General features: G+C 71.0%; 19 protein-coding genes and 1 pseudogene. 14 read left to right on the top strand and 6 right to left on the bottom strand.

Going from position 1 to position 24870, the window contains the following annotated elements:
• Positions 1-94 precede the first annotated feature (94 nt).
• Positions 95-1279 (bottom strand): choice-of-anchor A family protein, encoded by a 1185-nt coding sequence (locus tag O2L52_RS18505; protein ID WP_270117324.1) that lies wholly within the window; start codon positions 1277-1279, stop codon positions 95-97.
• 373 nt (positions 1280-1652) lie between these two features.
• Here O2L52_RS18505 and O2L52_RS18500 point away from each other — a divergent pair, with 373 nt between their 5' ends.
• Together O2L52_RS18500 and O2L52_RS18495 are read left to right on the top strand one after the other, a co-directional pair.
• Entirely contained in the window at positions 1653-3020 is a 1368-nt protein-coding gene (locus O2L52_RS18500) for a hemolysin family protein (protein ID WP_270117323.1), read from the top strand.
• The gene (locus O2L52_RS18495) at positions 3017-4144 is read left to right on the top strand and encodes a hemolysin family protein (protein ID WP_270117322.1); all 1128 of its coding nucleotides are present in this window, start codon (positions 3017-3019) and stop codon (positions 4142-4144) included. Before O2L52_RS18500 ends, O2L52_RS18495 begins: the two co-directional genes overlap by 4 nt.
• Here the strand turns inward: O2L52_RS18495 and O2L52_RS18490 are convergent.
• Positions 4125-4421, bottom strand: a complete 297-nt coding sequence (locus tag O2L52_RS18490; protein ID WP_270117320.1) for a DUF1905 domain-containing protein — start codon at positions 4419-4421, stop codon at positions 4125-4127. The genes O2L52_RS18495 and O2L52_RS18490 overlap by 20 nt on opposite strands.
• Before the next feature lie 14 nt (positions 4422-4435).
• Positions 4436-4813: a DUF1761 family protein gene (locus O2L52_RS18485; RefSeq protein WP_270117318.1), complete on the bottom strand. Its 378-nt coding sequence runs from the start codon at positions 4811-4813 to the stop codon at positions 4436-4438.
• Between the two features lie 80 nt (positions 4814-4893).
• Here O2L52_RS18485 and O2L52_RS18480 point away from each other — a divergent pair, with 80 nt between their 5' ends.
• Complete coding sequence (locus O2L52_RS18480) at positions 4894-5520, top strand: TetR/AcrR family transcriptional regulator (RefSeq protein ID WP_270117317.1); 627 nt, start codon at positions 4894-4896, stop codon at positions 5518-5520.
• Between the two features lie 37 nt (positions 5521-5557).
• On the opposite strand, the gene O2L52_RS18475 is transcribed toward O2L52_RS18480, so the two are convergent.
• Positions 5558-6562, bottom strand: a complete 1005-nt coding sequence (locus O2L52_RS18475) for a TRM11 family methyltransferase (RefSeq protein ID WP_270117315.1) — start codon at positions 6560-6562, stop codon at positions 5558-5560.
• A 173-nt stretch (positions 6563-6735) separates the two neighbouring features.
• On the opposite strand from O2L52_RS18475, the gene O2L52_RS18470 reads away from it, so the two are divergent.
• On the top strand, positions 6736-7719 hold the full coding sequence (locus tag O2L52_RS18470; RefSeq protein WP_270117313.1) for an aldo/keto reductase: 984 nt from the start codon (positions 6736-6738) through the stop codon (positions 7717-7719).
• Between the two features lie 115 nt (positions 7720-7834).
• On the top strand, positions 7835-9322 hold the full coding sequence (locus O2L52_RS18465) for a family 43 glycosylhydrolase (protein WP_270117311.1): 1488 nt from the start codon (positions 7835-7837) through the stop codon (positions 9320-9322).
• Here the strand turns inward: O2L52_RS18465 and O2L52_RS18460 are convergent.
• Complete coding sequence (locus tag O2L52_RS18460; protein WP_270117309.1) at positions 9315-10220, bottom strand: DMT family transporter; 906 nt, start codon at positions 10218-10220, stop codon at positions 9315-9317. The genes O2L52_RS18465 and O2L52_RS18460 overlap by 8 nt on opposite strands.
• 239 nt (positions 10221-10459) lie before the next feature.
• Between O2L52_RS18460 and O2L52_RS18455 the strand changes: the two genes are divergently transcribed.
• Positions 10460-14053 carry a LamG-like jellyroll fold domain-containing protein gene (locus tag O2L52_RS18455; protein WP_270117307.1) on the top strand — a complete coding sequence of 1198 codons (3594 nt, stop codon included), beginning with the start codon at positions 10460-10462 and terminating at the stop codon, positions 14051-14053.
• Positions 14054-14241: 188 nt separating this feature from the next.
• Complete coding sequence (locus O2L52_RS18450; protein ID WP_270117306.1) at positions 14242-15231, top strand: LacI family DNA-binding transcriptional regulator; 990 nt, start codon at positions 14242-14244, stop codon at positions 15229-15231.
• A gap of 12 nt (positions 15232-15243) precedes the next feature.
• On the opposite strand, the gene O2L52_RS18445 is transcribed toward O2L52_RS18450, so the two are convergent.
• On the bottom strand, positions 15244-15609 hold the full coding sequence (locus tag O2L52_RS18445; RefSeq protein WP_270117305.1) for a VOC family protein: 366 nt from the start codon (positions 15607-15609) through the stop codon (positions 15244-15246).
• Between the two features lie 250 nt (positions 15610-15859).
• Here O2L52_RS18445 and O2L52_RS18440 point away from each other — a divergent pair, with 250 nt between their 5' ends.
• The 7 genes and pseudogenes from O2L52_RS18440 to O2L52_RS18410 form a co-directional block, all read left to right on the top strand.
• Positions 15860-17881, top strand: a complete 2022-nt coding sequence (locus O2L52_RS18440; protein ID WP_270117303.1) for a glycoside hydrolase family 31 protein — start codon at positions 15860-15862, stop codon at positions 17879-17881.
• An 87-nt stretch (positions 17882-17968) separates the two neighbouring features.
• On the top strand, positions 17969-19024 hold the full coding sequence (locus tag O2L52_RS18435; protein WP_270117302.1) for a LacI family DNA-binding transcriptional regulator: 1056 nt from the start codon (positions 17969-17971) through the stop codon (positions 19022-19024).
• A gap of 56 nt (positions 19025-19080) precedes the next feature.
• On the top strand, positions 19081-20430 hold the full coding sequence (locus tag O2L52_RS18430; protein WP_270117300.1) for an ABC transporter substrate-binding protein: 1350 nt from the start codon (positions 19081-19083) through the stop codon (positions 20428-20430).
• Complete coding sequence (locus O2L52_RS18425; RefSeq protein ID WP_270117299.1) at positions 20427-21368, top strand: carbohydrate ABC transporter permease; 942 nt, start codon at positions 20427-20429, stop codon at positions 21366-21368. Before O2L52_RS18430 ends, O2L52_RS18425 begins: the two co-directional genes overlap by 4 nt.
• Positions 21365-22246: a carbohydrate ABC transporter permease gene (locus tag O2L52_RS18420; RefSeq protein ID WP_270117298.1), complete on the top strand. Its 882-nt coding sequence runs from the start codon at positions 21365-21367 to the stop codon at positions 22244-22246. Before O2L52_RS18425 ends, O2L52_RS18420 begins: the two co-directional genes overlap by 4 nt.
• A 357-nt stretch (positions 22247-22603) precedes the next feature.
• Complete coding sequence (locus tag O2L52_RS18415) at positions 22604-22927, top strand: hypothetical protein (RefSeq protein WP_270117297.1); 324 nt, start codon at positions 22604-22606, stop codon at positions 22925-22927.
• 54 nt (positions 22928-22981) lie between these two features.
• Positions 22982-24870 (top strand): annotated as a pseudogene (locus O2L52_RS18410) (hypothetical protein); the annotation flags it as partial.

Raw genomic sequence — 24870 nt, 5'->3', positions numbered from 1 at the left:
GGGGGGGGGGCCCCCCCCGGGGCCCCCCCCCCCCCCCCCCGCGGCCCGCCCCGCCCCCCCCCCCCCGGGGGGGGCCCCCCCCCGCCTCAGCTGCTCAGTTCTGAGCTCGGCGGGTGCGGGTGGCCCAGAGGGCCGCGGCGCCCGCCGCCAGGGTCAGCGCCGCGAGGGACACCGGGAGGATGCTCGAGGTCCCGGTCGAGGGCAGGGCCTCGTCGCTCTCGTCCTCCGAAGGGGTCTCGCTCGCGGGGGCCTCGGGGTTCCAGCCGCCCTCGCCGCCTTCCTCTTCCTCTTCGCCCGCTTCGCATTCGAAGGCCCCGGCGAAGGGCTGCTGGTGCAGCTCCCCGCCGCTCGCCGCGGCGGTGCCGAGGTCAAGGGACGCGGCGACGACGGTGCCTTCGAGGTTGGAGGCGGACTCGTCGGTGAACGCCGCGCCGGGCGCGTAGACCGAGCCTTGGAGGGAGTCGCCGCCGGTGACGGTGACCTCGGTGGCGTCCGGGAAGTTCCACAGGATGTAGGGCGCGTTCGCGCCGCTGATGCCGGGGAAGTTCGGGGTGCTCCAGTCGAACACGCCGCCGGTACCGGTGGTGTCGACGTTGATCAGGTAGACGTCGCCGGCGCTCGGGGCCGCGGGGAACGTGAACTCGGCGACGCCGTTCAGGTCCTCGCCGCTGATGTTCAGGACGTTCGCGCCCGCGCAGGAGGCCAGTGCGGCGGAGCGATCCTCGAACTGGGCGAACAGGGCCTCGAAGTTGAGGCCTGTGTCGGCGCCGACCGACTCGCCGGGCTGGTGCTCGGTGGTCTCGACGCGCACGTCGGCGTCGTAGCCCGCGCCCGCGGGGACGGCGCGCGTGGTGCGGGCGGCCTGGTTGGCGTCCTCGGTGAGGACGTCCGTGGCCGCGAGGACGCCGATCTTGATGTAGCCGTTCTGGACGCGCGCGTAGCCGCTGCTCGCGTCCCAGTCGACGCCGCCGCCGACGACGAGGGCGCTGGGGGCCGCGTCGCCGGGCGCGGTGAACGCGCCCGCGGTGTGGGCGGCGATGTTGTAGCCGCCGAGCAGCGTCAGGTCCCCGCCCGCGGCGAGGGGGCCTTCCATCTCGGTCGAGGCGAGGGCGGCGTCGTAGCGGGCGACGGCGTTGAACCCTTCGACACCGGCGAGCGGGTCGATGGTGACGGGGGCCGCCGCTGCGGTCCCGGTGAGGGCGGTGCCGAGGACGACGGTGCCCGCGGCGGCGGACGCTCCGATGCGGACCGCGGCGGACAGGAAGGGGGAGAGGCTCATTCGACGCTCCATGCCGGTGGATACGAGAGAGGGGCTCCGAGGATCATATACTCGCTCACCTTTGTCCTCTCGCGCACGGACAGTGGCCGTAGCGCTCACCGATCCCATCCGGCACTCGGGTCGCACATCCTGCAGTGGCCCGTTCAGCCCGCTTCGCAACTATGCCGGACGGCCTCGGCGGCGGCGTTCCGGCGGGCGATTGGCACCCGGATGCCAGACTCCCGCCGCTGGTCTGTGATCCGGGCACCTTCGTTGAGCGGTGGTGCCCTGATGCCGCTATCCTCGTCCGCATGGACGATTCTCCCAGTCATAAACCCTGGCTCACCTCGGAGCGGCAGGCGCCGATTACCGCTACGCCGCAGCGAGGTGAGCGTTGAACACCGAAGTCTGGGGCATCCTCGCGGGTGTCATCCTGACCGTGGGCACGGGCCTGTTCGTCGCCTCCGAGTTCGCCCTGGTCAACCTCGACCGGCCTGAACTGGAGCGCCGCCGCGACCAAGGCGAGAAGGGCCTCCAGCCCACGATCAAGGCCCTCAAGGTCACCTCGACCCACCTCTCCTCCGCCCAGCTGGGCATCACCCTCACCACCCTCCTCGCGGGCTACACGTTCGAGCCGGCGATCAGCTCCCTGCTGCACGACCCGCTCACCGGCCTCGGCATCGCCGAGTCCGCGGTGCCCGCGGTCGGCGCGATCGTCTCGATCACCGTGGCGACGCTGTTCTCGATGATCCTCGGCGAGCTGGTCCCCAAGAACTTCGCGCTGGCGGTGCCGCTGGCGACCGCGAAGCTCGTGGTGCCGTTCCAGATCGGGTTCACGGTGGTGTTCAAGCCGCTCGTGGTCCTGTTCAACGGCACCGCGAACCGCACGATCCGCGCGATGGGCATCGAGCCGAAGGAGGAGCTGTCCGGGGCGCGCAGCGCCGAGGAGCTCAGCTTCCTGATCCGGCGCTCGGCCACCGAAGGGGCGCTCGACCGCGACGACGCGGCGATCCTGCAGCGGACACTCACATTCTCGACGCACACCGCCGAAGAGGTCATGACCCCGCGCGTGCGGACGACCACTTTGGAGCGGACCGCGACCGCCGCCGACGTGATCGCCGAGGCGGCCCGCACGGGCCATTCGCGGTTCCCGGTCCTCGGCGAGGACGTGGACGACGTGGTCGGCGTGGTCCACGTGAAGTCCGCGTACGGCGTCGAGTTCGACCGCCGCGGCGAGGTCGCGGTGAGCGAGCTGATGTCCGAGCCGCTGAAGGTCCCCGAGGCCGCAGGTGTCGGGTCGCTGCTCGGCACGCTGCGCGGCCGCGGCTTCCAGATCGCGGTCGTCATCGACGAGCACGGCGGGACCGCCGGGATCGTCACCCTCGAAGACCTCGTGGAGGAGCTCCTCGGCGAGGTCCAGGACGAGCACGACAAGATCCAGCGCCAAGTCCTCAAGCAGGCCGACTCGATCCTCATCGCGGGCTCACTGCGCCCCGACGAGCTCTGGGAGCGCGCGGGCGTGCGCATCCCCGAGGGCGAGGACTACGAGACCGTCGCGGGCTACGTCCTCGAAGCGCTCGAGCGCATCCCCGCTCCGGGCGAGGAGGTCCGGGTCGACCGCGGCCGGCTTCGGGTGGACCGGCTGACCGGTTCGCGGATCGAGCGCCTGCGCTACCTGCCCGACGACAAGGCCACCGACCCGGCCTTCGGCGGGACGCGTGAGCGCATCATGGAGACGTTCGAGCAGGAGGCCGGCCGATGAGCGAGTACCTTCCCGGACTGATCTGGCTGGTGGTCCTCCTGGCCGCCAACGCCTTCTTCGTCGGCGCGGAGTTCGCCGTCATCTCCGCGCGCCGCTCGCAGATCGAGCCGCGCGCCGCCGAGGGCAGCCGTGCCGCGAAGACCACGCTGTGGGCCATGGAGCACGCGACACTGATGCTGGCCACGAGCCAGCTGGGCATCACGGTCTGCTCCCTGGTGATCCTCAACGTCTCCGAACCGGCCATCCACCACCTGCTCGAGTACCCGCTGGGCTGGACCGGGCTGACCCCGGCGGCCGTCACCGGGATCGCGTTCGCGGTGGCGCTGCTGCTGGTGACGTTCCTGCACGTGGTCTTCGGCGAGATGATCCCGAAGAACCTCGCGTTCTCCGTGCCCGACCGCGCGGCGCTGATCCTGGCGCCGCCGCTGGTGTTCATCTCGCGGGTCGTGCGCCCGATCATCTGGTCGCTGAACGCGATCGCGAACGGCGCGCTGCGGCTGTTCCGGGTCGAGCCGAAGGACGAGGCCCAGAGCGCCTACACGATCGACGAGGTCGCCACCATTGTGGAGGAATCGCAGCGCGAGGGCACCCTGGTGGACGACTCGGGGACGCTGACCGCCGCGTTCGAGTTCACCGAGAAGACCGTGGCCGACGTGGAAGTCCCCTTGGCCGAGATCGTGCTGCTGCCGGCCCGGCCGACGCCGCGCGACGTGCAGCGGGCGGTCTCCGCGAACGGGTTCTCCCGCTACGTGATCGAGGACGCCGAAGGGACGCCGCGCGCGTACCTGCACCTCAAGGACGTGCTCGACCTGACCGGCCCCGACGAGCTCGACGCGCCGATCCCCGCCGAGCGGCTCCGTGAGCTGCCCGTGGTGGCCGGCGCCGCCGAGCTCGAGGACGGACTGGCGCAGATCCGCGCCGAGGGCGCCCACGTCGCCCGCGTGATCGGCGCGGACGGCGCGGCCACCGGCGTGCTGTTCCTGGAGGACATCGTCGAGGAACTCATCGGCGAGGTCCAGGACGCCCCCCCCCCCTCCCCCCACCCCCGCGGGGGCCCCCGCCCCTGGACCGATGTCCAGGCGCAGGGCCCCGAGTCGTCGCCGATCAATGCAGTCGCTGCGTGAGGTGCACTGCGACGGTGTCGCCGTCGCCCTTGCCGATCCGCTTGCGGATCGCGGCGGCGACGGGGAGTTTGTGGGTGCCGTCGCCCAGGGCCATGAAAGCGCCGCGGAAGGGCACGCCGTCCACGGTGCCGGCGACTTTGACCAGGCCTCGCGTGCCGAAGATTTCGGCCGACCCGGGCAGTTGGACGCAGGTCCAGGTGTCGCCGGGCCGGACCTTGCCGAGCGTCGCGTTGAAGGCGATGTCGAGGCTTGCGCTGTCCAGTGGTGCTTCGCTCATGGTGCTGCTCCTTCTCAAGCGGCGAGACCGACGATCGCGCCGATCAGCGTCAGTTTCACGACCCAGTCGAGGGCGTGGACCGCGGCGAGCCCGACCGGGACGCCCTCGTGGACGACGGCGCCGGTGAGGATGGCCGCCGGCAGTGCGCCCAGTGCGAGTCCGAGCAGGGCGCCGTCGCCGAGGCCACTCCATCCGGCGACCTGCATGAGGCCGGCGGTGAGGCAGGCGGCGACGAGGCTCCGCGCGAGGACGGCGCCCATCTGGACCGCGACCGGGACGCCCGGCCGCGGGTGGCTGTGCCGCCCGACGTACGCGGCGACCGGCGGCGCGCCGTACAGCACCGCGCTGAACGCGAACGAGGCGACGGTAGCGAAGACGACGGCGAGGGCCATGGGATTCCCCTTTAAGTACTCGATGGTACTGAACAATGCTAGCCCTGGTTTTCAGTCCGGTCAAGTACTAAAATTCGGGCATGCCTGCACCCACCCGCCGCCGCGGCCGTCCCCCCGGCCGGACCGGCGCCGACCTCGTCGCCACCGCCCGCGAAGTGTTCCTCGAGCACGGCTACGGCGGCACGACCATGGACGAGGTCGCCGCGCGCGCCCAGATCTCGAAGGCCTCGCTCTACCGCGAGCACCAGAACAAGGACGCGCTCTTCGCCGCCGTGGTCCGCGCCTGGGCCGACGCCGGACGCGACGCCATGCGCCCCCACCTGGAACGGCTCGCCGCCTGCCGCGACGTGCGCGAAGGGCTCGTCGAACTGGCGGGGACCATGCGCGCGGGCGTCCTCAGCCCCGCCGTCCTCAACATGCGGCGGCTGGTCACCAGTGAAGCCAGGCGCCTCCCCGACGTCGCCGCCGACTACCTCGAGCACAGCTGGGAGCGGAACATCCGCGCCCTCGCCGAAACGCTTGCGGCGCTAGGCGACCGGGGCCTGCTGCGCCTACCCGACCCGCTGAGCGCGGCCGACCAGTTCACCTGGCTCGTGATCGGATCGCCCCTCAACCGGCGCCTCCTCACCGGCAGCGACGCCGCCGATGCGGCCGACGCCCCGGTCGACGACGCCGTGGACCTCTTCCTCGCCCGCTACGGGACCTAGGCCACCGCTCGCGTCGGCGGCGCGGGGACTCCGGTCCTCACGCCGCTGCGCGGCCGCCCACGAGCACCGTCGCAGGGTGCCCGTTCACCAGGATCTCGTGCACCGAACCGACGTTGAGCCGGTTCGCGGTCAACGCCTTCTCGGCCTCCTCGGCCGCCATCCGCGCGATCAGGAGCACGAACCGCCCGTCGCTCGGATCCAGCACCCGGTCGAACGACCGCGCCATCGCGCCCAGGAACTCGGGCAGCGGCAGCGGCAGGTCCTCGTACTCGCCCCACGGCGGATCGGTGACGATCACGTCCACTTCACGGTCCTTGAAGGACGGCAGCGCCAAGGCGTCGTCGGCGAGGAACTCAACGTTGCGGGAGTCGCGGATCGCGGGCGGGAAGTCCTCGCGCAGCCGCGCCAGATCCGCGTCCGAATACACGATGCGCATCGCCGGGAACGACATCCGCGCATTCGTGAACGAGCCCGAACCGGCGAACGGGTCGAGGAACACGTCATCGGGCCGCGGCTTCGACGCCGCGATGAGCAGCGACGACAACTCATGCGAGATCGCGCCCGCCGCCTTCTCCGCGCGCTTGGCCCGGATATGGCGGCGGCACAGCATCAGGTACTCGAAGTCGGTCCTCCCGACCACCCAGTACTCCTCGCCCGAGCCCCGGCCGACCATGCGCTGGCCCGACGCGTCGCTGATCTCGGTCTCGAGCGCGCGCTTGGCGCGCGGGTCCACGGGAATGAGCGCACCGTCCACATGGAACATAACCCGGAACGTGTCCGCGCGGGCCTCGAGCCCGTCGTAGCGGAGGCTGTCCGCCAGCTCCAGCACGCCCTCGTCGATGTCGCGCCGCACGACGTCGGCGATCACCGTGAACGAGTTCTTCACGAACGGCATCTGCACCACTTGCGCGTACGGCGTGTCCGACTCGAAGATCAGTGAACTGTCGTCGGCGTAGACGACCTCCGGCCGGTCGACGTACGAACCGATCGACTCGGCGACCAGTTCGCCGGTCCCGGCAGGAAACTGAACGTAATAGCGCACGCAGGGAACTATACCGGCGCTCCGACCGGCGAACCCGCGTTGCGCACGCACCCCCTGGCCGGCGCACCGGCCGGCACCTGCAGCCCGCAGCGACCTCGAGTCCACCTGGCGGAGCCCGCGACGGCTCCCTAGACTTGCCCCGCGAGATACGCGTCGACGAATGTGGGGGACCGATGGAGCAGCGCACTTTCGGCAGGAGCGGCCAGCGGGTGTCCGTGGTCGGGCTCGGCACCTGGCAGCTGGGCGCCGACTGGGGCGAGGTGCGGGAGGCCGACGCGCTCGCCGTCCTCGGCGGAGCGGTCGATGCGGGCGTGACCTTCTTCGACACCGCCGACGTGTACGGCGACGGCCGCTCGGAGCAGCTCATCGGCCGCTTCCTCAAGGAGCGCCCGGACGCCGGGGTCATGGTCGCCACCAAGATGGGCCGCCGCGTCGACCTCGACCCCGCGCTCTACACCCTCGAGCACTTCCGGGCCTGGACCGACCGGTCCCGCGCCAACCTCGGCGTCGACCGGCTCGACCTCGTCCAGCTCCACTGCCCGCCCACGCCCGTGTACGCCTCCGACGCGGTCTTCGACGCGCTTGACACTCTCGTCGACGAGGACCGGATCGCCGCCTACGGGGTGAGCGTCGAGACCTGCGACGAGGCCCTGGCCGCGATCGCCCGACCGGGCACCGCGAGCGTGCAGATCATCCTGAACCCGTTCCGGCTCAAGCCCCTCGAGCAGGTCCTGCCCGCCGCGGCGGCGGCCGGGGTCGGGATCATCGCGCGCGTGCCGCTCGCGTCCGGGCTCCTCTCGGGCAAGTACACGAAGGACACCGTGTTCGCCGCGAACGACCACCGCACCTACAACCGGCACGGCGAGGCCTTCGACCAGGGCGAGACCTTCTCCGGGGTCGACTACGCCACGGGCGTCGAGGCTGCCGCCGAGTTCGCGGAGCTCGCACCGGCAGGCGCCACCGCGGCGCAGACGGCGCTGCGCTGGCTCATCCAGCAGCCGGGCCTCTCCACCGTGATCCCCGGCGCGCGCAATCCCGAGCAGGCCAGGGCGAACGCCGCCGCGGCGGATCTTGCGGCCCTGCCCGAGTCGACGCTCGCCGCCGTGCGCGACCTCTACGACGCGAAGATCCGCGCCCAGGTCCACCACCGCTGGTAGCCGTGCCTCCCCGGAGGCATCTTATATTCGCGACCGTCGATATTGATCGATCGATATCGTTGACTTTCGAGGGGTGCCTGCCTACGCTGGCAGCAGGATTGTTATCGATCACAACATGTGGTCTCCCGCCCTCGAGGAGTTCGCCATGCAGTTCCCGCCGATCAGCCGCCGCCGGCTCTTCCAGGCCGCCGGGGTCGCCGCCGCGTCAGGTGCCGGCGTCGGGTTCGCCGCCGCCGCGGCCCGGGCCGCCGACACCCCCGGCGTCCGGTACGTCAACCCCCTCATCCAGCAGCGGGCCGACCCGCACATCTGGCGCCACACCGACGGGTACTACTACTTCACCGCCAGCGTCCCGGCCTACGACCGCATCGTCATGCGCCGCGCGACCACCCTCCAGGGCCTCGCGACCGCCGCCGAGTCCACCATCTGGAGCAGGCACTCCAGCGGCGAGATGGGCGCGCACATCTGGGCGCCGGAGATCCACTTCGTGAACGGGAAGTGGTACGTCTACTTCGCCGCCGGTCGCACCGACGACGTGTGGGCGATCCGCATGTACGTGCTGGAGAACGCGAGCGCGAACCCCATGAGCGGCACGTGGACCGAGAAGGGCCGCATCGCGACCCCGCGCGACTCGTTCGCGCTCGACGCGACCACCTTCACCCAGGGCTCGACCCGCTTCCTCTGCTGGGCCCAGAGCGACCCCGAACTCGGCTCGGGCACCAGCCTGTACCTGGCCGCGATGGCGAACCCGTGGACCATCACCGGCACCCCGGTGCGCATCAGCAAGCCGACGCTCGCGTGGGAGACCATCGGGCACAAGGTGAACGAGGGCCCGGCCGTCATCGCCCGCAACGGGCGGATCTTCATGACGTTCTCCGCCAGCGCGACCGACGCGAACTACGCGGTCGGCCTGCTCACCGCCTCCTCGGGCGCGAACCTCCTCAATGCCGCCTCGTGGACCAAGAACGCCCAGCCGGTGCTGCGCAGCAACGACGCGACGAGCCAGTACGGCCCCGGGCACAACTCGTTCACCGTCTCCGAGGACGGTCAGAGCGACATCCTCGTCTACCACGCCCGGCCCTACAAGGCCATCAGCGGCGATCCGCTCTACGACCCCAACCGGCACACCAGGATCCAGAAGGTCTACTGGCGCGCGGACGGCACGCCGGACTTCGGCATCCCCGTCGCGGCGGGCGCGACCCCGTACCGCTTCGCGCTCCACGGGCAGGCCGGGGCCTACCTGAACCACTACGACTACCGGGTCCGGGCGGGCACCTCGGTGGCGATGCTCGCCGACTCGCAGTTCCGGATCGTGCCGGGTCTGGCCGGTTCGGGGACCGTCTCGCTGGAGTCGGCGAACTTCCCGGGCCGGTACCTGCGGCACCGGAACTACGAGCTGTGGGTCGAGGCCGACGACGGCTCCGCGGTGTTCGACGCCGACGCGAGCTTCTTCCAGCGCGACGGCCTCGCCGACGCCGCCGCGGAGTCGTTCGAGTCGTACAACTTCCCGGGCCGGTTCATCCGCGCCGCAGGCGGTCTGGCGAACATCCTGACGGCCGCCACCGCGCAGGAGCGCTCGGAGGCCACGTTCCGGCTCACCTGACGGCGGACCGGTCGGCCGGGGCGCGCGGCTTCCCGGCCGGCCGTTCGCGGTTGAGCGCCAGGGCCACGCCGACCGCGGTGACCGCGAGGCCGATCCAGGACACGGGCGCCAGCTCGTCGCCGAACATGAGCCACGCCCAGAGCATGGTCGTGGGCGGCGTCAGGTAGAGGAGACTCGACGCGGTCGTGGCGCCGCTGCGCCGGACCACGACCCAGTAGAGGCCGTAGCCGCCGAGCCCGGCGAGGACGGCGGTCCAGGCGACGCCCGCCCAGAATCCGGGTGCCGCCGACGGCGCGAGGTCGCCGCCGATCGCCGAGGCGAGGGTGAAGACGGCCGCGGCGGCCAGGAACTGGACCGCGAGCGCGTCGACCGGGCCGAGCCCCTGCGGTCCGGCCCGGCGTTCGAGCACGGTGGCCGCGACCAGGCTGAGCACCGCCATGAGCGGCAGTGTGAACGCCCAGAGCGGGGCCGCGCCGTCGAAGCCGTCCGCGGAGACCACGAGCGCGACGCCGGCGAGGCCGACGCCCAGGCCGAGGATCTGGAGGCGCCGGATCGATTCGCCGAGCAGCAGCGCGGCGGCCGCGGCCATCACGATCGGCTGCAGGCCCGCGATGAGCGAGATGACGCCCGGTGCGACGCCGAGGTCCGCGGCGAAGGCGATTCCGCTGAGGAAGCCGGCCTGCGCGAGCACGCCGATGGCGAGGTGCGTGCCGAGGGCCCGCCGGTCGCGGACCCGCCGCACCGCCAGCCAGAGCAGGGAGGGCGCGGCGAGCAGGAGGAACCGCCAGGTCAGCAGGTCCAGTGCGGAGCCATGGCGGGTGCCGAGCTCGTTGCCGATGAAGCCGCTGCTCCATGCGATGACGAAAGCGGCGGCCCAGATCCGGTCGAGCGGTCGCATGGCTCCTCCGTTCGGGTTCGATGCCGTAAGCCAGGGGGCTACCCCGTCGGCGCGGGCCGCACGTCGGGAGCGGCCGGTGTCACCGCGCCGCACGCGTCCCGGGTGCGGCGCAAAGAATCCAGCGAACCGGTTCTCCAGGCTATTGCCAGGAGCAGCCAGCCTCGGTACGGTGTTGAGCGAACCGGTTCGCTGGAATGCCATCCCTCCGGCGGGTTTCTCAACGACGAGAGTGAGTCGACATGAAGTCCCGAGCACCAGTCCGAGCGGCGAGCGTCCTCGCCGCCTTCGCGATAGTGCCGCTGGCGTCGGTGCCCGCCGCGGCGCAGACCCTCGATGAGCACCTGATCCTCTCCTACTCCTTCGAGGAGGGGCAGGTCGCGAACGGCATCGTTGACGACCTGTCGCCCTCGGGCCTGGACGGCACCGTCGTCAACGCCGCGCAGGCGCCCTCGGTGCCCGGCCGCGCCGACGGCTCCGCCGCCCTCGACCTCACCGGCGGCGCCGCGAGCTCCACCACCGCGCCCTATGTGGAGGTCCCGCACGGGCTCTTCGAGGGCCGCGACGCGATCACGATCGCCACCTGGCTGCGCTGGGACGGCGGCGCCGACTTCCAGTGGGCGTACAACCTGGGCAAGGACAACGCCAGCGCCACCTTCCTGACTCCCTCCTTCCAGGGTCCGGGCACGAACCGTTCCTCGATCAAGCCGGTGAACGGCGGCAGTGAAGTCGGCGTGGACGGCACCGGCAAGCTCCCCGCGGGGGAGTGGGTGCAGGCCGTCACCGCCATCGACGGTGAGCAGATCGCCTACTACCTCAACGGTGTCGAAGTGGGCCGCACGAAGGCCCAGGTCGACCTCGACGCGGTCATGCACGACCCGAACGGCGCGACCTCCGGGTTCCTCGGCAAGGCGTTCTGGGCCGGGCACCCGTTCTTCGACGGCGCGATCGACGAGTTCCAGGTGTACGACCTCGCGCTCGACGCGGCGCAGGTCGCCGGGCTCTACGGCGGTGAGCTGCCCGTCATCGAAGGGCTGCAGCAGGACTCGTTCGAGGCCCGCACCGTCGTCGGCGAGGCGCCCGACCTGCCCGCCTCGGCTCCGGCCGCCTTCAGCGACGGCATCGGCCGCAACGTGGGCATCGACTGGGACGACATCCCGGCCGAGCAGTACGGCCAGCCCGGCACGTTCACCGTGTCCGGCAAGGTCGTCGGGCACGACCTCGCAGTATCGGCCACTGTGGAGGTGATCGAGAACGCCATCAACGTGGACCTCGGCAAGCCCACGGGCGACTTCCTCGGCGGCGCCTCCGGCACCCTCTACGGCCTCTACGACGAGGGCCTGCCGTCCGCGAACCTCATCGACGGCATCGACCTCGCGACCGTGGCCACCAAGGCCCAGGACGGCCCGCAGCACCCGGGCGCGGACGCGCTCGAAGTGCTCGGCCCGCTGGTCGAGGCCTCGAACGGCGACGTCTACATCTACATGACGGACATCCACCGCGGCTTCCCGTACCAGTGGCCGGGCGACACCCCGGAGGAGAAGCTCGACACCTACATGGAGAAGCTGCGGGCGCAGGCCGAGCAGGTCGCGACCCTGCCCGCCGAGCAGCAGTCCAATGTGGTGTTCATGCCGTACAACGAGCCCGAGGGCAACATGTTCGGCACCGGCGAGTGGAGCTACGACGGCACCAGCTGGCTCGACGACCCGGCCGACTTCTTCGCGGCCTGGGACCGCGCCTACGCGGTGATCCACGAGGTGCTGCCGGACGCCCGCATCGGCGGACCCAACACCAGCGTCCTGTACAACCAGGTCAAGGGTTTCATGGCGCACACCATCGAGGCCGGGACCGTGCCGGACGCCGTGGTGTGGCACGAGCTCTCCGACCCCGCGAACATCCGGGCCAATGTGGACCGCTACCGGGCCTGGGAGGCCGAGCTCTTCGCCGGCACCGAGCACGAGGGCACCCGGCTGCCCATCAACATCACCGAGTACGCCTTCAACTACCACACCTCCGTTCCCGGCCAGATGATCCAGTGGATCTCCGCGCTCGAGGACAAGAAGGTGTACGGCGACATCGCCTACTGGAACATCGACGGCAACCTCTCCGACTCCGCCGTGCAGGCCAACCGCGCCAACGGCCAGTGGTGGCTCCTCAACGCCTACAGCCAGATGAGCGGCACCACGGTGGAGGTCACCCCGCCGCACCCGGGCCAGAGCTACACCCTCCAAGGCGTCGCGACGCTCGACGAGGACCTGCGGCAGAGCCGCGTGATCCTCGGCGGCGCCGGCGGCGACTACACGCTCCGCCTCGGCAACGTCCCCACAGACGTCTTCGGAGACACCCTGCACGTGGCCGTGCGCGAGATCGGCTGGAGCGGCCAGATCGGCGACAGCGCCCAGCCCGACACCATCGCCGAACTCGACGTGCCCGCCGCCGATGCGGCCGTGCACTTCGGCGCGGGCGACCTGCCCGAGCTGAACGCCGAATCGTCCTATGAGGTCATCGTGACCCCGGGCGCCGACACCGGCGCCGCCGCCGAGCCGCGCGCCGCCTGGGAGGCCACGTACGAGGCCGAGGACGCCGAGTTCCAGGGCACCGGTCTGAACGTGAACGGCCCCGAGGGCTCGCCCTCGAACGTGTCGAAGTTCTACACCTCCGGCGGCTACAACGTCGGCGGCATGCGCACCGGCACCGACAACGGGCTCACGTTCAACGTGGAGGTCCCCGCGGACGGCGAGTACGACCTGAGCATCTTCGCCGGCTCGCTCAACACCGACCCCGAAGTGCAGGCCGAAGGCCCGACCAACATGTTCCTCAGCGTCGACGGCGGCGCCGAGCAGGAAGTCTTCCTGCCCTTGGGCTACAAGTGGACCGTCTGGGACCACACCGACACCACAGTGGAGCTCACCGCCGGCGAACACGAGATCACCCTGGCCACCAGGAGCCTCGACGGGAGCGGCAAGATCGCCGGCGACGTCCTCATCGACAAGCTCGACCTCGCCCTGCCCGACCCGGACCGCACCGCCGACGTGTACGAGGCCGAATACGCCGAACTCGAAGGCGCCACCCCGGTCTACGGCACGGCCGGCGGCGCCTCGGTCCCGAAGGGCGCCACCGCGACCTTCTGGGTCTACTCGCCCGCCGACGCCGCGGCCCTCCTCGACCTCGACACCGCCCGCAGCGGCAGGGTCCAGCTGGAGGTCAACGGCGAGACCGTCAAGACCGCCAAGGACGGCACCGTGGACGCCTTCCTCCTGGGCGGCGTCAACAAGATCGTCGTCAAGGGCGCCAAGCACCTCCAGGTCGACCGGCTCACCGTCGCCCCCTCCGGCGCCCTCGAACCGGTCGCCTACGAGGCCGAGGACGGCGTGCTCGCCGGGACCGCCACCGCCCAGGACCTGTCCCTAGCCTCCGGCGGCCAGGCCGTCACGGGCATCGGCGGGGAACCGGGCAACGGCAACACGCTCACCTTCGACGCCGTCGAAGTCCCCGAGGCCGGGACGTACGCGCTGACCTTCCGCTACTCCAACGAGGAGCAGTCGCCGGCGACGCACTACAACCCCGACCCCGTGGCCCGCTATGCGCTCGTCTCGGTCAACGGGGCCGAGCCGATCCGCGTGATCTTCCCGCACTCGTTCCACGAGAACAACTTCTGGGAGCTCACCGTAGTCGTCGGCCTCGTGGAGGGGGTGAACGAGATCGGCGTGAGCGGCGAGGAGAAACCGCAGTTCGACGGGGTCAGCTACGGCTCCGACGCCTGGCCCGGCGTCCTGCTGCGCTCGCAGTACGCGCCGAACCTCGACCGGATCACCCTCACCCCGCTGTCCGACTGAAGGAGCGGCGGGGGGCGGGGGGCCCCCCGCCCCGCCCCCCCCCCCCCCACCCCCCCCCCCCCCCCCGCCGGCGGGCCGGCCCCCCCCCCCCCCCCCCCCCCCCCCCCCCGACACCCCCGCCCCGACCAGGCGAGCCGATACACTCGCCCAGACAGCACCAGAGAAGGAACGCAGTGAGAGGAGCCGGTGTGGCGACGATCGGCGACGTCGCGCGCGAGGCCGGCGTCTCGCGCAGCACCGTCTCGTCCGTGCTGACAGGCCGCAAGTTCGTGACCCCCGAGACGCGCGCCCGCATCGAAGCGGCCATCGCCAAACTCGAGTACTCGGTCAACTCCGGCGCCCGCGCGCTCGCGACCTCCCGCACCATGACCTTCGGCGTCGTCGTCCGCTTCCACGAAGCCGAGTTCAGCCCCGCCCTGGCCACCTACCTCGTGGCCTTCTCGGACGCCGCCCGCGAACGCGGCTACGCCGTCATGCTCCTCACCGAACCCGATGGGGCCGAAGCGGTCCGGCGGGTCATCGCGGGCCGCCAGGTGGACGGCCTCATCCTCCTCAACGTGGTCGACGGCGACCCGCGCCTGGAGCCGATCAGCCGCTCCGGCTACCCGGCGGTGCTCGTGGGCAACCCCGAGGACCCGCGCGGCATCGACGCCGTGGACCTCGACTTCGCCGCCGCCGCGAACCTGCTCGTCGACCACCTCGCCGACGCCGGCCACCGCGAGGCGATGTTCGTGCGCTGGCCCGAGGAGCTGTACGAGTCGGGCTCCACCTACGCGACCCGCTTCGAACGCGCGGCGCTGCGGCGCGCGGCCGACCGGGGGCTGCGGCTCGTGCCCGTCCCGGTGCCCGTGGGCCCCGAGCAGGTGCGCGCGACGCTGCGCACCGCGCTGCAGGACCCGGCGCTGCCGAAGACCCTGCTCATCCACAACGACGCGGCGGTCGCCATGCTGCCGTTCGTGCTCAACGACCTCGATCTGGAGGTGAACGTGGTCTCGCTGCACTCGGCGGAGCTCGCGCGCCTCTACGTCCTGTCGTTCACCGCCGTCGAATCCCGGCCCGAAGCGGTGGCCGAGGCCGCGGTCGAGATGCTGTGCGACCGCGTCGCCGGACCCCAGGCCCCGGCCCGGAAGCGGCTCATCGAACCGCGGCTCGACCTGAAGCCGAAGGCCCGGCCCTGAGCTCACCGGTTTTCACAATCCGGCTTCGGGCTCCCACAGCTCGACCGTGTTGCCCTCGGGGTCGGTGATCCACGCGAACCGTCCCGCGCCGGGCTCGACCTCGATGCCGTCGTCGATCGTGATGCCCTCGGCGCGGAGCCGGTCCAGGAACGCGTCGAGGTCCCCGACGCGGAAGTTCAGCATCACGCCCTGGCGCGGGCCGAGCCTGTGGAACTCGGTCATCGGGGCGAAGATCGTCGGCCCGGCCTGCTGCCTCCACACCTCGGTGCCCTCCAGCCCGTTGGCGACGCCCAGATGCGTCTCGTACCAGCGGGCCAGGGCGAGCGGGTCCTTCGCCCGGAAGACCACGCCACCGATGCCTTCGACCTTGTCGGACACTGCATGCCTCCTCGTTGACGGTCATGTGCGGGACGCGGGCCTCGGGTAGAAGCGCGACCCGGGTCGGTTTCGCCATGGTAGGGGCCACCCCCGACATCCTCGGTGCGAAACGGCCGTCGGGCCAGTACCGGGCCCCGACATTGGAGGCGCCGGCCTCCTTGACGCGTGCCCCGTGACCTGGCATGATCGTCAGCGAACCGGTTCGCTAGCTCGGTCCCGCGGGCCCGAAGACGAGGAAGTTGAGCGCCTGATGAACACCTTCGAGACCTCCCCGGACGCCGTCCTCTGGCGCGGCGACGGCGAGACCCTCCTCGTGCAGGCCTGGGGCCGCGACTCGCTGCGGGTGCGCAGCAGCCCCTCAGGGGACGTGCTCGACACCGACTTCGCGCTCCTCGAACCCGAATCCGTGAACGTCGAGATCACTGTGGACGGCGACGCCGCCACCCTTGTCAACGGCGCGATCACCGTCGTGATGCGCGCGTGGGCCGGCTGGGACTGGCAGACCGAGTACGCGATCCACCGCTGCACCGTCGAATTCCGCGACGCCTCCGGCCGCACCCTGCTGCGCGAGATCCCCGACGGCGGCGCGCTCAAGCTCACCGCCCGCGAGTTCCGGCCGCTCGCCGGCGGCGCGCACCGGCTCCGCGCCGCGTTCGAGCCTCCGGCGGGGGAGCGGCTGTACGGCATGGGCCAGTACCAGCAGGACATCCTCGACATCAAGGGCTCCACCTTCGAACTGGCGCACCGCAACTCGCAGGCGAGCGTCCCCTTCGTCCAGTCCAGTGCCGGCTACGGGTTCTTCTGGCACAACCCCGCGATCGGCACGGCCACGTTCGCCGCCAACCGCACCGAGTGGACCGCCGAGTCCACGCGGCAGCTCGACTACTGGATCACCGCCGGCGACACCCCCGCGCAGATCAGCGCCGCCTACGCGAAGGCGACCGGCCACGCCCCGGGCATGCCCGAATACGGGCTCGGCTACTGGCAGTGCAAGCTGCGGTACTGGAACCAGGAGCAGCTCCTCGAAGTCGCCCGCGAGTACCAGCGCCGCGGCCTGCCGCTCGACGTGATCGTCGCCGACTTCTTCCACTGGCCCAAGATGGGCGACTTCCGGTTCGAGGACGAGTTCTGGCCCGACCCCGCCGCCATGGTCAAAGAGCTGCAGGACATGGGCGTCGAACTCATGGTCTCGGTCTGGCCGCAGGTCTCGACCGAATCCGAGAACTTCGCCGCGTTCCGCAAGGAGAACCTCCTCGTCCGCACCGAGCGCGGCCACGGCGTGCAGATGAGCTTCCAGGGGCCGAGCATGTTCCTGGACGCCACCGACCCCCGCGCCCGCGAGCGGGCCTGGGAGATCCTCAAACGCAACTACCACGACCTGGGCGTCAAGCTCTTCTGGCTCGACGAGGCCGAACCCGAGTACGGCGTCTACGACTTCGACAACTACCGCTACCACGCGGGCCCGAACGTGGAGGTCGGCAACGTCTACCCGCAGGCGTTCTCCCGGATGCTCTACGAAGGCCAAAGGGCCGCAGGGCAAGCGGAGATCGTGAACCTGGTGCGCTGCGCCTGGGCCGGCAGCCAGCGCTACGGCGCGCTCGTGTGGTCGGGCGACATCCACTCCGACTGGGCCGACTTCCGCCGCCAGATCACCGCCGGCGTCCACATGGGCGTCGCCGGGATCCCCTGGTTCACCACCGACATCGGCGGCTTCGCGGGCGGGAACATCGAGGACCCGGGCTTTCGGGAGCTCCTGGTCCGCTGGTTCCAGTTCGGGGCGTTCTGCCCGGTCATGCGCATGCACGGCGACCGCCAGCCGAGCGAGCGGGTCCTGGCGGCCGACGGCTCGCCGCGCAACAACTCGGGCGCCCCCAACGAGCTGTGGAGTTTCGGCGAGGACGTCTACGAGATCCTGGTCCGCTACGTGAAGCTCCGCGAGGCCCTGCGCCCGTACACCCGCCGCCTCATGGAGGAGGCCCACACCGACGGGCAGCCGGTCATGCGCGGCATGTTCCACGAGTTCCCGCGGGACGCGGTCTGCTGGGACCTGGCCGACCAGTACATGTTCGGCCCCGACGTCCTCGTGGCCCCCGTGGTCCGGCCCGAGGCGACGAGCCGCCGCGTCTACCTCCCCGAGGGCGCGACCTGGACGGACCTCCACTCTGGAGCGGTGCACGAGGGCGGGCAGTGGATCGACGCAGCGGCGCCGATCGACGTGATCCCCGTTTTCGCGCGCGACGGCGCGCTGGCGGCGCTGGTCGGTACTATCTGACCGACTCGACGGCCCTCACTTGACAGGGCTCCGGAGCGAGGCGTAGGTTACGTCTGACAACGTAGTCAGTCTCGATTCGGGAGCCTTATGACCGCCCACGCGACCTCCGACGATGCCCGGCGCCGCCCGCCCGGCATGACCGATGTGGCGCGCCTGGCCGGGGTCTCCCAGAAGACCGTCTCCCGCGTCGTCAACAACGAGCGGTACGTCAGCGAAGCGGTGCGCGAGAAGGTCCTCGCGGCCGCCGCCGAGCTCGGCTTCCGGCCCAACACCGCCGCCCGCGCCCTCATCACCGGCCGCTTCAAGCGCATCGGCGTCGTCTCGCTCGGCTCCGCGCTCTACGGCCCGGCCTCCATGCTCGTGGCCCTGGAGCGCGCCACCCGCGCCGCCGGGCTCTCCTTCATGGTCGCCAACACCCCTGAGGGCCAACCGGAGGCGATCCAGGACTCGGTCGACTGGCTGCTCGCCCAAGGCGTGGACGGCATCATCCTCTCCGAACCCATCGACGAGGGCCAGCAGGTGCGCCCCGACGCGGGCGTCCCGATCGTGGGCCTCGGCCAGGCCGCCGACCTCCCGGCCGAGCGGGTGGCCCTCGCCCGCGGCCGCACCGCCGCGTCCTGCCGCGAGGCCGTCGAGCACCTCCTCGACCTCGGTCACGAGCGGGTCTGGCACGTGGCCGGACCGCTCGACTGGTGGGAGGCCCGCGAGCGCCTCGAAGGCTGGGCCGAGGCCCACCGCGCCCGCGGCATCGAGGCGCCCCCGCACCTGGAGGGCGACTGGACCCCCGCCGGCGGCCACGCCGCCGGCCTCGCCCTGCCGTCCGAGGCCACGGCCGTGTTCTGCGCCAACGACGACACCGCGATCGGCCTCGCCCGCGCGCTGCACGAGGCCGGACGCCGCGTCCCCGAGGACGTCTCGCTCGTCGGCTTCGACGACATCCCCGCCGCCGCCTACCTCTCCCCGCCGCTGACCACCGTCCGCCAGGACTTCGAAGGCGATGCGACCCACGCCCTCAACGTCCTCATGCGACTCCTGCCCGGAGCCGCGCCCGAACCCGAGGCGAGGGCGGCCGCACCGCGCCGCCCGCTCGTCGTCCGCTCCTCGACCGCACCGCCCACCTCCTCACACCTGTCCCCACCGTAGTGCCATAGGACGAATCCTGATTCGCAATGGCGCGCAACAGGAAAGGACCGATCCGGATGAATCCCCGCTTCAGTCGCAGGACCGGCCTCACGGCCGCGTTGGCGGGCCCGCTGGCACTCGCCGCCTGCGGCAGGCACACAGTGGACCCGCCCAAGAGCGTGACGCAGGACCAGATCGACGAGGCCATGCGCACGCCCACGGAACTGAACTTCTGGACCTGGGTGCCCGACATCGAGAAGGAAGTGGCGCTCTTCCAGGACGCCTACCCGGCCATCAGCGTCGACATCGTCAACGCCGGCCAGGGCAACCCCCACTACGCGAAGCTGCGCACCGCCCTGCGCGCCGGGAACGGCGCCCCCGACGTGGCCCAGCTCGAGTTCCAGATGATCCCGTCGTTCGTCATCACCGAAGACCTCCTCGACCTCGGCCCCTACGGCGCCGCCGCGATCGGCGACCAGTTCGTCGAGTTCGCGTGGTCGCAGGTGAGCGGCCCGAACGGCGAGGTCTGGGCGATCCCGCAGGACACCGGCCCCATGGGGATGCTCTACCGCGAGGACATCTTCCAGGCGCACGGCATCGAAGTGCCCGCGACCTGGGACGACTTCGCCGCCGCCGCGCAACGGCTGCACGAGGCCGACCCCGAGGTGTACCTGACGAACTTCGCGCCCTCGCAGGGCGCGTTCTTCGCCGCGATGCTCTGGCAGGCGGGCGCCGACCCGTTCGGCGGCTCCGAAGGCCCCGACCTCAACGTCGACCTCACCTCGCCCGAGGCCGAGAAGGTCGCCCGCTACTGGGGCGAACTGTCCGAACAGGACCTCATCTCGGTCGACGCCGACTTCAACGACCAGTGGTACCAGGCCCTCAACAAGGGCAAGTACGCCACCTGGATCGCCCCCGCCTGGGCCCCGACCTTCCTCCAGTCCGCCGCGGCCTCCACCTCCGGCCTCTGGCGCGTCGCCCCGCTCCCGCAATGGGAAGCAGGACAAGCGGTCTCCTCCAACTGGGGCGGCTCCACCTCCGCGGTCATGGCCACCACCCGCAACCCGATCGCCGCCGCCGTCTTCGCCCAGTTCATCAACACCGACCCTCAGTCCACGGCGACCATGGCGAACGAGCAGTTCCTCTACCCGCCCACGAAGGCGCTCCTGGAGGACCCGGCCTTCACCGGCCAGCAGCTCGAGTTCTACGGCGGCCAGGAGGTGAACGGCCTCTTCGCCGAGATCGGCACCACCGTCGCCCCCGACTTCCAGTGGGCCCCGTTCCAGGACAAGGTCTACGCCGACTTCACCGCCACCGTCGGCACGGGCGTCGCCGAGAAGACCGACGCCTTCGCGGCCATGGAGGCGTGGCAGGCGCGCATTGAAGAGTACGCGAAGTACCAGGGATTCACGGTGAGGAAGCCATGACCGCGACGACCCAGACCCGCAACCGCCAAGAAGGGCCGCGCCCGAGCACACCGACGGCTCGCAAGCTTCGCCGTGGCCGCGCCCTCGCCGGATACATGTTCGTGGCCCCGTTCATGATCGTGTTCCTCCTGATGTTCCTCGTCCCGCTCCTCTACGCCGCCTACTTCAGCCTCTTCCGCGAACAGCTCGTGGGCGGCAACGTCTTCGTCGGCCTCGAGAACTACACCCGCGCTTTCGGCGACGAGCAGCTGTGGACCGGCATCGCCCGCGTCTGCCTCTTCTTCCTCATCCAGGTGCCGATCATGCTCGTGGCCGCGCTCGCCTTCGCGCTCGCGCTCGACACCGGCCTCGTCCGCCTCAAGCGGACCACCAGGCTCGGGATCTTCGTGCCCTACGCCGTCCCCGGCGTCATCGCGACCCTCATGTGGGGCTTCCTCTACGGACCCGACTTCGGGCCCTTCGCGCAGCTCGCCGAGAAGATCGGCATGAGCGCCCCCGACTTCCTCGGGCCGGACCTCATGCTCGGCTCCCTCGCCAACATCGTGTTCTGGGAGTTCACGGGGTACAACATGGTCATCCTCTTCGCGGCCCTGCGCTCGGTGCCCACCGAGATCTACGAGGCCGCCGCCGTCGACGGCGCCGGGCAGTGGCGCATCGCCTGGAGCATCAAGATCCCCGCGCTCAAGGGGGCGCTCGCGGTCTGCATGATCTTCTCCATCATCGGCGCCTTCCAGCTGTTCAACGAACCGCAGCTCATGCAGTCCCTGGCGCCCACCGTGATCGACGCCGCCTACACGCCCAACCTGTACGCCTACAACCTCGCGTTCGTGGGCCAGGAGTACAACTACGCCGCCGCCGTCTCGTTCGTGCTCGGCCTGGTCATCCTGGTCGGCTCGTACGCGTTCATGTTCGCCACCAACCGCAGGAGCCGGCGATGACCACCACCGCGATCAAGCCGCGCCGCCACAAGCCCAAGCGCAGCACCGTCCTCACCATCGGGATGCTCGCCGCCGCGGCCTATTTCCTCCTCCCGCTGTTCTGGCTCGTCGTCGCCTCCAGCAAGACCAGCGAGGACCTGTTCTCCACCTTCGGGCTCTGGTTCTCCGACGAGTTCAACCTCTTCGCGAACATCAAGCTCACGCTCACCCAGGACGACGGCGTCTTCCTCAAATGGCTGTGGAACACGCTCCTGTACGCGGTCACCGCCGCGGGCGGCGGCGCGCTCCTCGCCGCCCTCGCCGGGTACGGCTTCTCCAAGTACCGCTTCAAAGGCAACCGCACCATGTTCCTGATCGTGCTCGGCGCGGTCATGGTCCCCACGACCGCGCTCGCGATCCCGACCTACCTGGTGTTCAGCGAGATCGGCCTGGCGGACACGCCCTGGGCGATCATCCTGCCCTCCCTGGTGAACCCGTTCGGACTCCTCCTCATGCGCGTCTACGTGGAGGCCGCGGTCCCCGACAGCCTCCTGGAGGCCGCCCGCATCGACGGCGCGAGCGAACTGCGAATCTTCTTCCAAGTGGTGCTGCGCCTCCTCGCGCCCGGCTTCGCCACCGTCCTGCTGTTCGCCCTGGTGCACACCTGGAACAACTACTTCCTGCCGCTGATCATGCTCAACGACCCCGAGCTGTACCCGATCACGGTGGGCCTGGCGCGCTGGCAGGGCCAGGCCGCGGCGGCGGGCGGCGCGAGCGGGGACCTGGTGCCGCTGGTGATCACCGGCTCGCTCCTGTCGATCATCCCGCTCGTGATCGCCTTCCTGTTCCTGCAGCGGTACTGGCAGTCCGGGCTGGTCGCCGGCGCGGTGAAGCAGTGAACCAGTGGTGAACCGAACCCGTTCAAGAGTGAACTTCGGGTAACAAATCCGAGTGCACCTCAGTGGACTCATCGACCGCCGTCCGCTCCACAGCGGGCGGCGGTTCGGCGTCCTGGCAGCTCAGTCCCGCTTGAGACATCGAAACCCGTTGCTATGCATCCGTTCGCATACATACCGTGCGACCGGTGCCGAACACCGGGATTCGGGAAGGTGTGCTTATCATTGACGCCATCTCCGCTCCTCGCGCGCGCCAGCCGAGTTCAACCCTCGCCGCGGGCGTGCGCCCCAGAGAGCGCTCACCGCCGAGCCGCCTCGGCGCCGGGGCAGAGCGCCGCTCACCAACGGATAGGCGACCTCATGGCTGAACGAGTAATCGACACCGAAGCGCTCGAGGAGTACCGCACCCTCGTGCGCGAGCAGCTGGACCACCTCGAGTCCCTCATTCCCCGCATGGAGCACGGCCAGCGCCTCGGGCTCCTGCCCGCGTTCGGGCAGCTCGACGCCTCCGCGACCGCGCGCACCAACTACGAGGCGTTCCACCAGACCACTTGGGACAACCTGCAGGACCTCCGCGAGGCGCTGCACGGGATGATCAAGACCCTCAACGACTCCGCCGACCTCGCCGCGGAGGCGGACGAGACCTCCGCCGGCGAGATGGACGGCTATGCCGACCTCCTCTGACGCGCCGCGTCCCCAGTCCGCCACCCACCCTGAGGCAGAGAGCGAGTAGCCGCCATGTCCGAAGAGGACCAGTTCGAGCGCACCGACTACGGGAAGTTGTCCGAAGGCCAGAGCGGCGCGGACTTCACGACCGCGCAGAACGCGCTCAAGGTGTCCCCGCAGTGCAGCCACGACGAGTGCACCAACGCCACTGAGGACCCGGCCGAGCCGGCCTGGGTCAAGCTCATGTCGGCGGTGCCCGTGGCGGCCCAGATCGACTCGCTCAAGGCCGCGCGCGAGGGCACGATGATGCTGCCCGAGGGCAAGTCGATCAAGAGCATGGTCGCCTCGATCCGGCCGCAGCCGGAGGCGGACTACGCGCTCGACACGATCCGCGACCAGTGGGTCGAGTTCCAGGAGGAGTTCGCGGCGATCGCGCCGAAGCTCAAGGAGGGCCTGGGGAGCCTCTCGGCCTTCTGGAAGGGCGACGACTTCGACGCCTTCGAGGAGCAGACGGAGACGGTCCTCAAGAACTGCAAGACGGTGAGCGGCGACATCGCCGGCGAGGACGGCAAGGGCGGCGTGGTCAAGCTGCTCGACGACAAGCAGGCGGAGATCTACGAGCAGCAGGGCGGCACTTCGTGCGTCTACCCCGCGCCGAAGTTCTACATGCAGGGCACCAGCTGCGGCTCGCACCAGATCCACATCCGGCCGCCGTTCTTCAAGAACTGCGAGATCCACAAGAACGACGAGATCGCGAAGGCCGTCGAGCTCGCCGGGTTCGACCCCACGGTGATCGACGAGGTCCAGGAGGGCCGCGAGACCACCTACAACCGGTGGATCGAGTACGTCAACGCCAACCCTGAGTACGAAGTGGACGGTCTCAAGGGCGAGGAGCTGGCCCGCAAGAAAGCGGACGAGTACGCCGACGAGCGGCTGATCTCCCTGGGCGCGCAGGGTTCCGACCAGCTCGAGGAGGAGGCCGCGCGCGTCAACGAAGAGGTGACCGAGCGGCACGCGAACGTCGAGGCCCACGTCCAGGAGATCGCGCCGGACGTGCGCAAGGGCGAGCAGACCACCTTCAACGACGGCGAGACCGACAAGTTCGACCCGCCGGAGCTCGACGCGGGCGACGGCGGCGGCATGCCCGACCTGGAGGGGGCGGGGCTCGACGACATGGCCCCTCCCGGGACCCTCCAGTCGCTGGCGGGCGGCCCGGACCAGGGCGGCCTCAACGGCAACGGCCTGGGCGAGAACGCCTTGAACAGCAGCGGGTTCAACGGCGGGACTCCGCCGGGCGGCGTCAACGGCGCCGGCGACCTGAACTCCCTGAACGACGAGAACCCGTTCAAGGCCCCGGACCCCGACGACCTCACCGGCGCCGGCGGCAACCCGCCTGGGGGCTACAACGGCGGGACCGGCCTGGACTCCCTCGGCGGCAACGGGCTCGGCCTGAACGGCGGCGGGGTCCCGCCGGGCGGCTACTCGGGCGGCACGGGCCTCGAAGGGCTCGACGACAACCCGTGGAACACGACCACCGACCCCGACGACGTCTCGGGCGGTCTCGCCGGCGGCGGCCCGACCGGCCTGCCGCCCAGCAGCATCGGCGGCGGCACCGGGCTCGGCCCGGGCAGCAGCCACCTCCCGCCCCCCATGGTCACGCCGACGCCGAGCGGGACGCGCGGCATCACGCCGCCGCGCTCCTCGGGCCCCCGCAAGCTGGACTCGGGCCGGAGCACCGGCCTCAACCCGGGCTCGGGCGGCACCGGACCCCGCAAACTCGACTCGGGCCGCTCCTCGGGCGGCCTCGGCGGCAAGGGCCTGGGCGGCACCAGCGGCGGCGGCACCCCGCCGGGATCCACGGGCGGCCGGGGCAGCGGCCTCGGCTCCGGGGCCGGCGGCGGTCGCGGTCTCGGCGGCGCCCTCGGCGCGGGCGGAGCCGGTGCGGCCGGGGCCGGCGGCCG

This window comes from Glycomyces algeriensis, assembly GCF_027622855.1.
Lineage (GTDB): Bacteria > Actinomycetota > Actinomycetes > Mycobacteriales > Micromonosporaceae > Glycomyces > Glycomyces algeriensis.
The sequence above is the reverse complement of the archived record's forward strand: the minus strand, read 5'-3'. Positions and strand labels throughout refer to the sequence as shown.

Coding starts and splice junctions, on each gene's coding strand:
- O2L52_RS18440 (WP_270117303.1), top strand. CDS start 15,860: ATGAACACCTTCGAGACCTCCCCGGACGCCGTCCTCTGGCGCGGCGAC.
- O2L52_RS18460 (WP_270117309.1), bottom strand. CDS start 10,220: ATGCGACCGCTCGACCGGATCTGGGCCGCCGCTTTCGTCATCGCATGG.
- O2L52_RS18430 (WP_270117300.1), top strand. CDS start 19,081: ATGAATCCCCGCTTCAGTCGCAGGACCGGCCTCACGGCCGCGTTGGCG.
- O2L52_RS18495 (WP_270117322.1), top strand. CDS start 3,017: ATGAGCGAGTACCTTCCCGGACTGATCTGGCTGGTGGTCCTCCTGGCC.
- O2L52_RS18480 (WP_270117317.1), top strand. CDS start 4,894: ATGCCTGCACCCACCCGCCGCCGCGGCCGTCCCCCCGGCCGGACCGGC.
- O2L52_RS18505 (WP_270117324.1), bottom strand. CDS start 1,279: ATGAGCCTCTCCCCCTTCCTGTCCGCCGCGGTCCGCATCGGAGCGTCC.
- O2L52_RS18485 (WP_270117318.1), bottom strand. CDS start 4,813: ATGGCCCTCGCCGTCGTCTTCGCTACCGTCGCCTCGTTCGCGTTCAGC.
- O2L52_RS18470 (WP_270117313.1), top strand. CDS start 6,736: ATGGAGCAGCGCACTTTCGGCAGGAGCGGCCAGCGGGTGTCCGTGGTC.
- O2L52_RS18420 (WP_270117298.1), top strand. CDS start 21,365: ATGACCACCACCGCGATCAAGCCGCGCCGCCACAAGCCCAAGCGCAGC.
- O2L52_RS18455 (WP_270117307.1), top strand. CDS start 10,460: ATGAAGTCCCGAGCACCAGTCCGAGCGGCGAGCGTCCTCGCCGCCTTC.
- O2L52_RS18465 (WP_270117311.1), top strand. CDS start 7,835: ATGTGGTCTCCCGCCCTCGAGGAGTTCGCCATGCAGTTCCCGCCGATC.
- O2L52_RS18490 (WP_270117320.1), bottom strand. CDS start 4,421: ATGAGCGAAGCACCACTGGACAGCGCAAGCCTCGACATCGCCTTCAAC.
- O2L52_RS18425 (WP_270117299.1), top strand. CDS start 20,427: ATGACCGCGACGACCCAGACCCGCAACCGCCAAGAAGGGCCGCGCCCG.
- O2L52_RS18435 (WP_270117302.1), top strand. CDS start 17,969: ATGACCGCCCACGCGACCTCCGACGATGCCCGGCGCCGCCCGCCCGGC.
- O2L52_RS18415 (WP_270117297.1), top strand. CDS start 22,604: ATGGCTGAACGAGTAATCGACACCGAAGCGCTCGAGGAGTACCGCACC.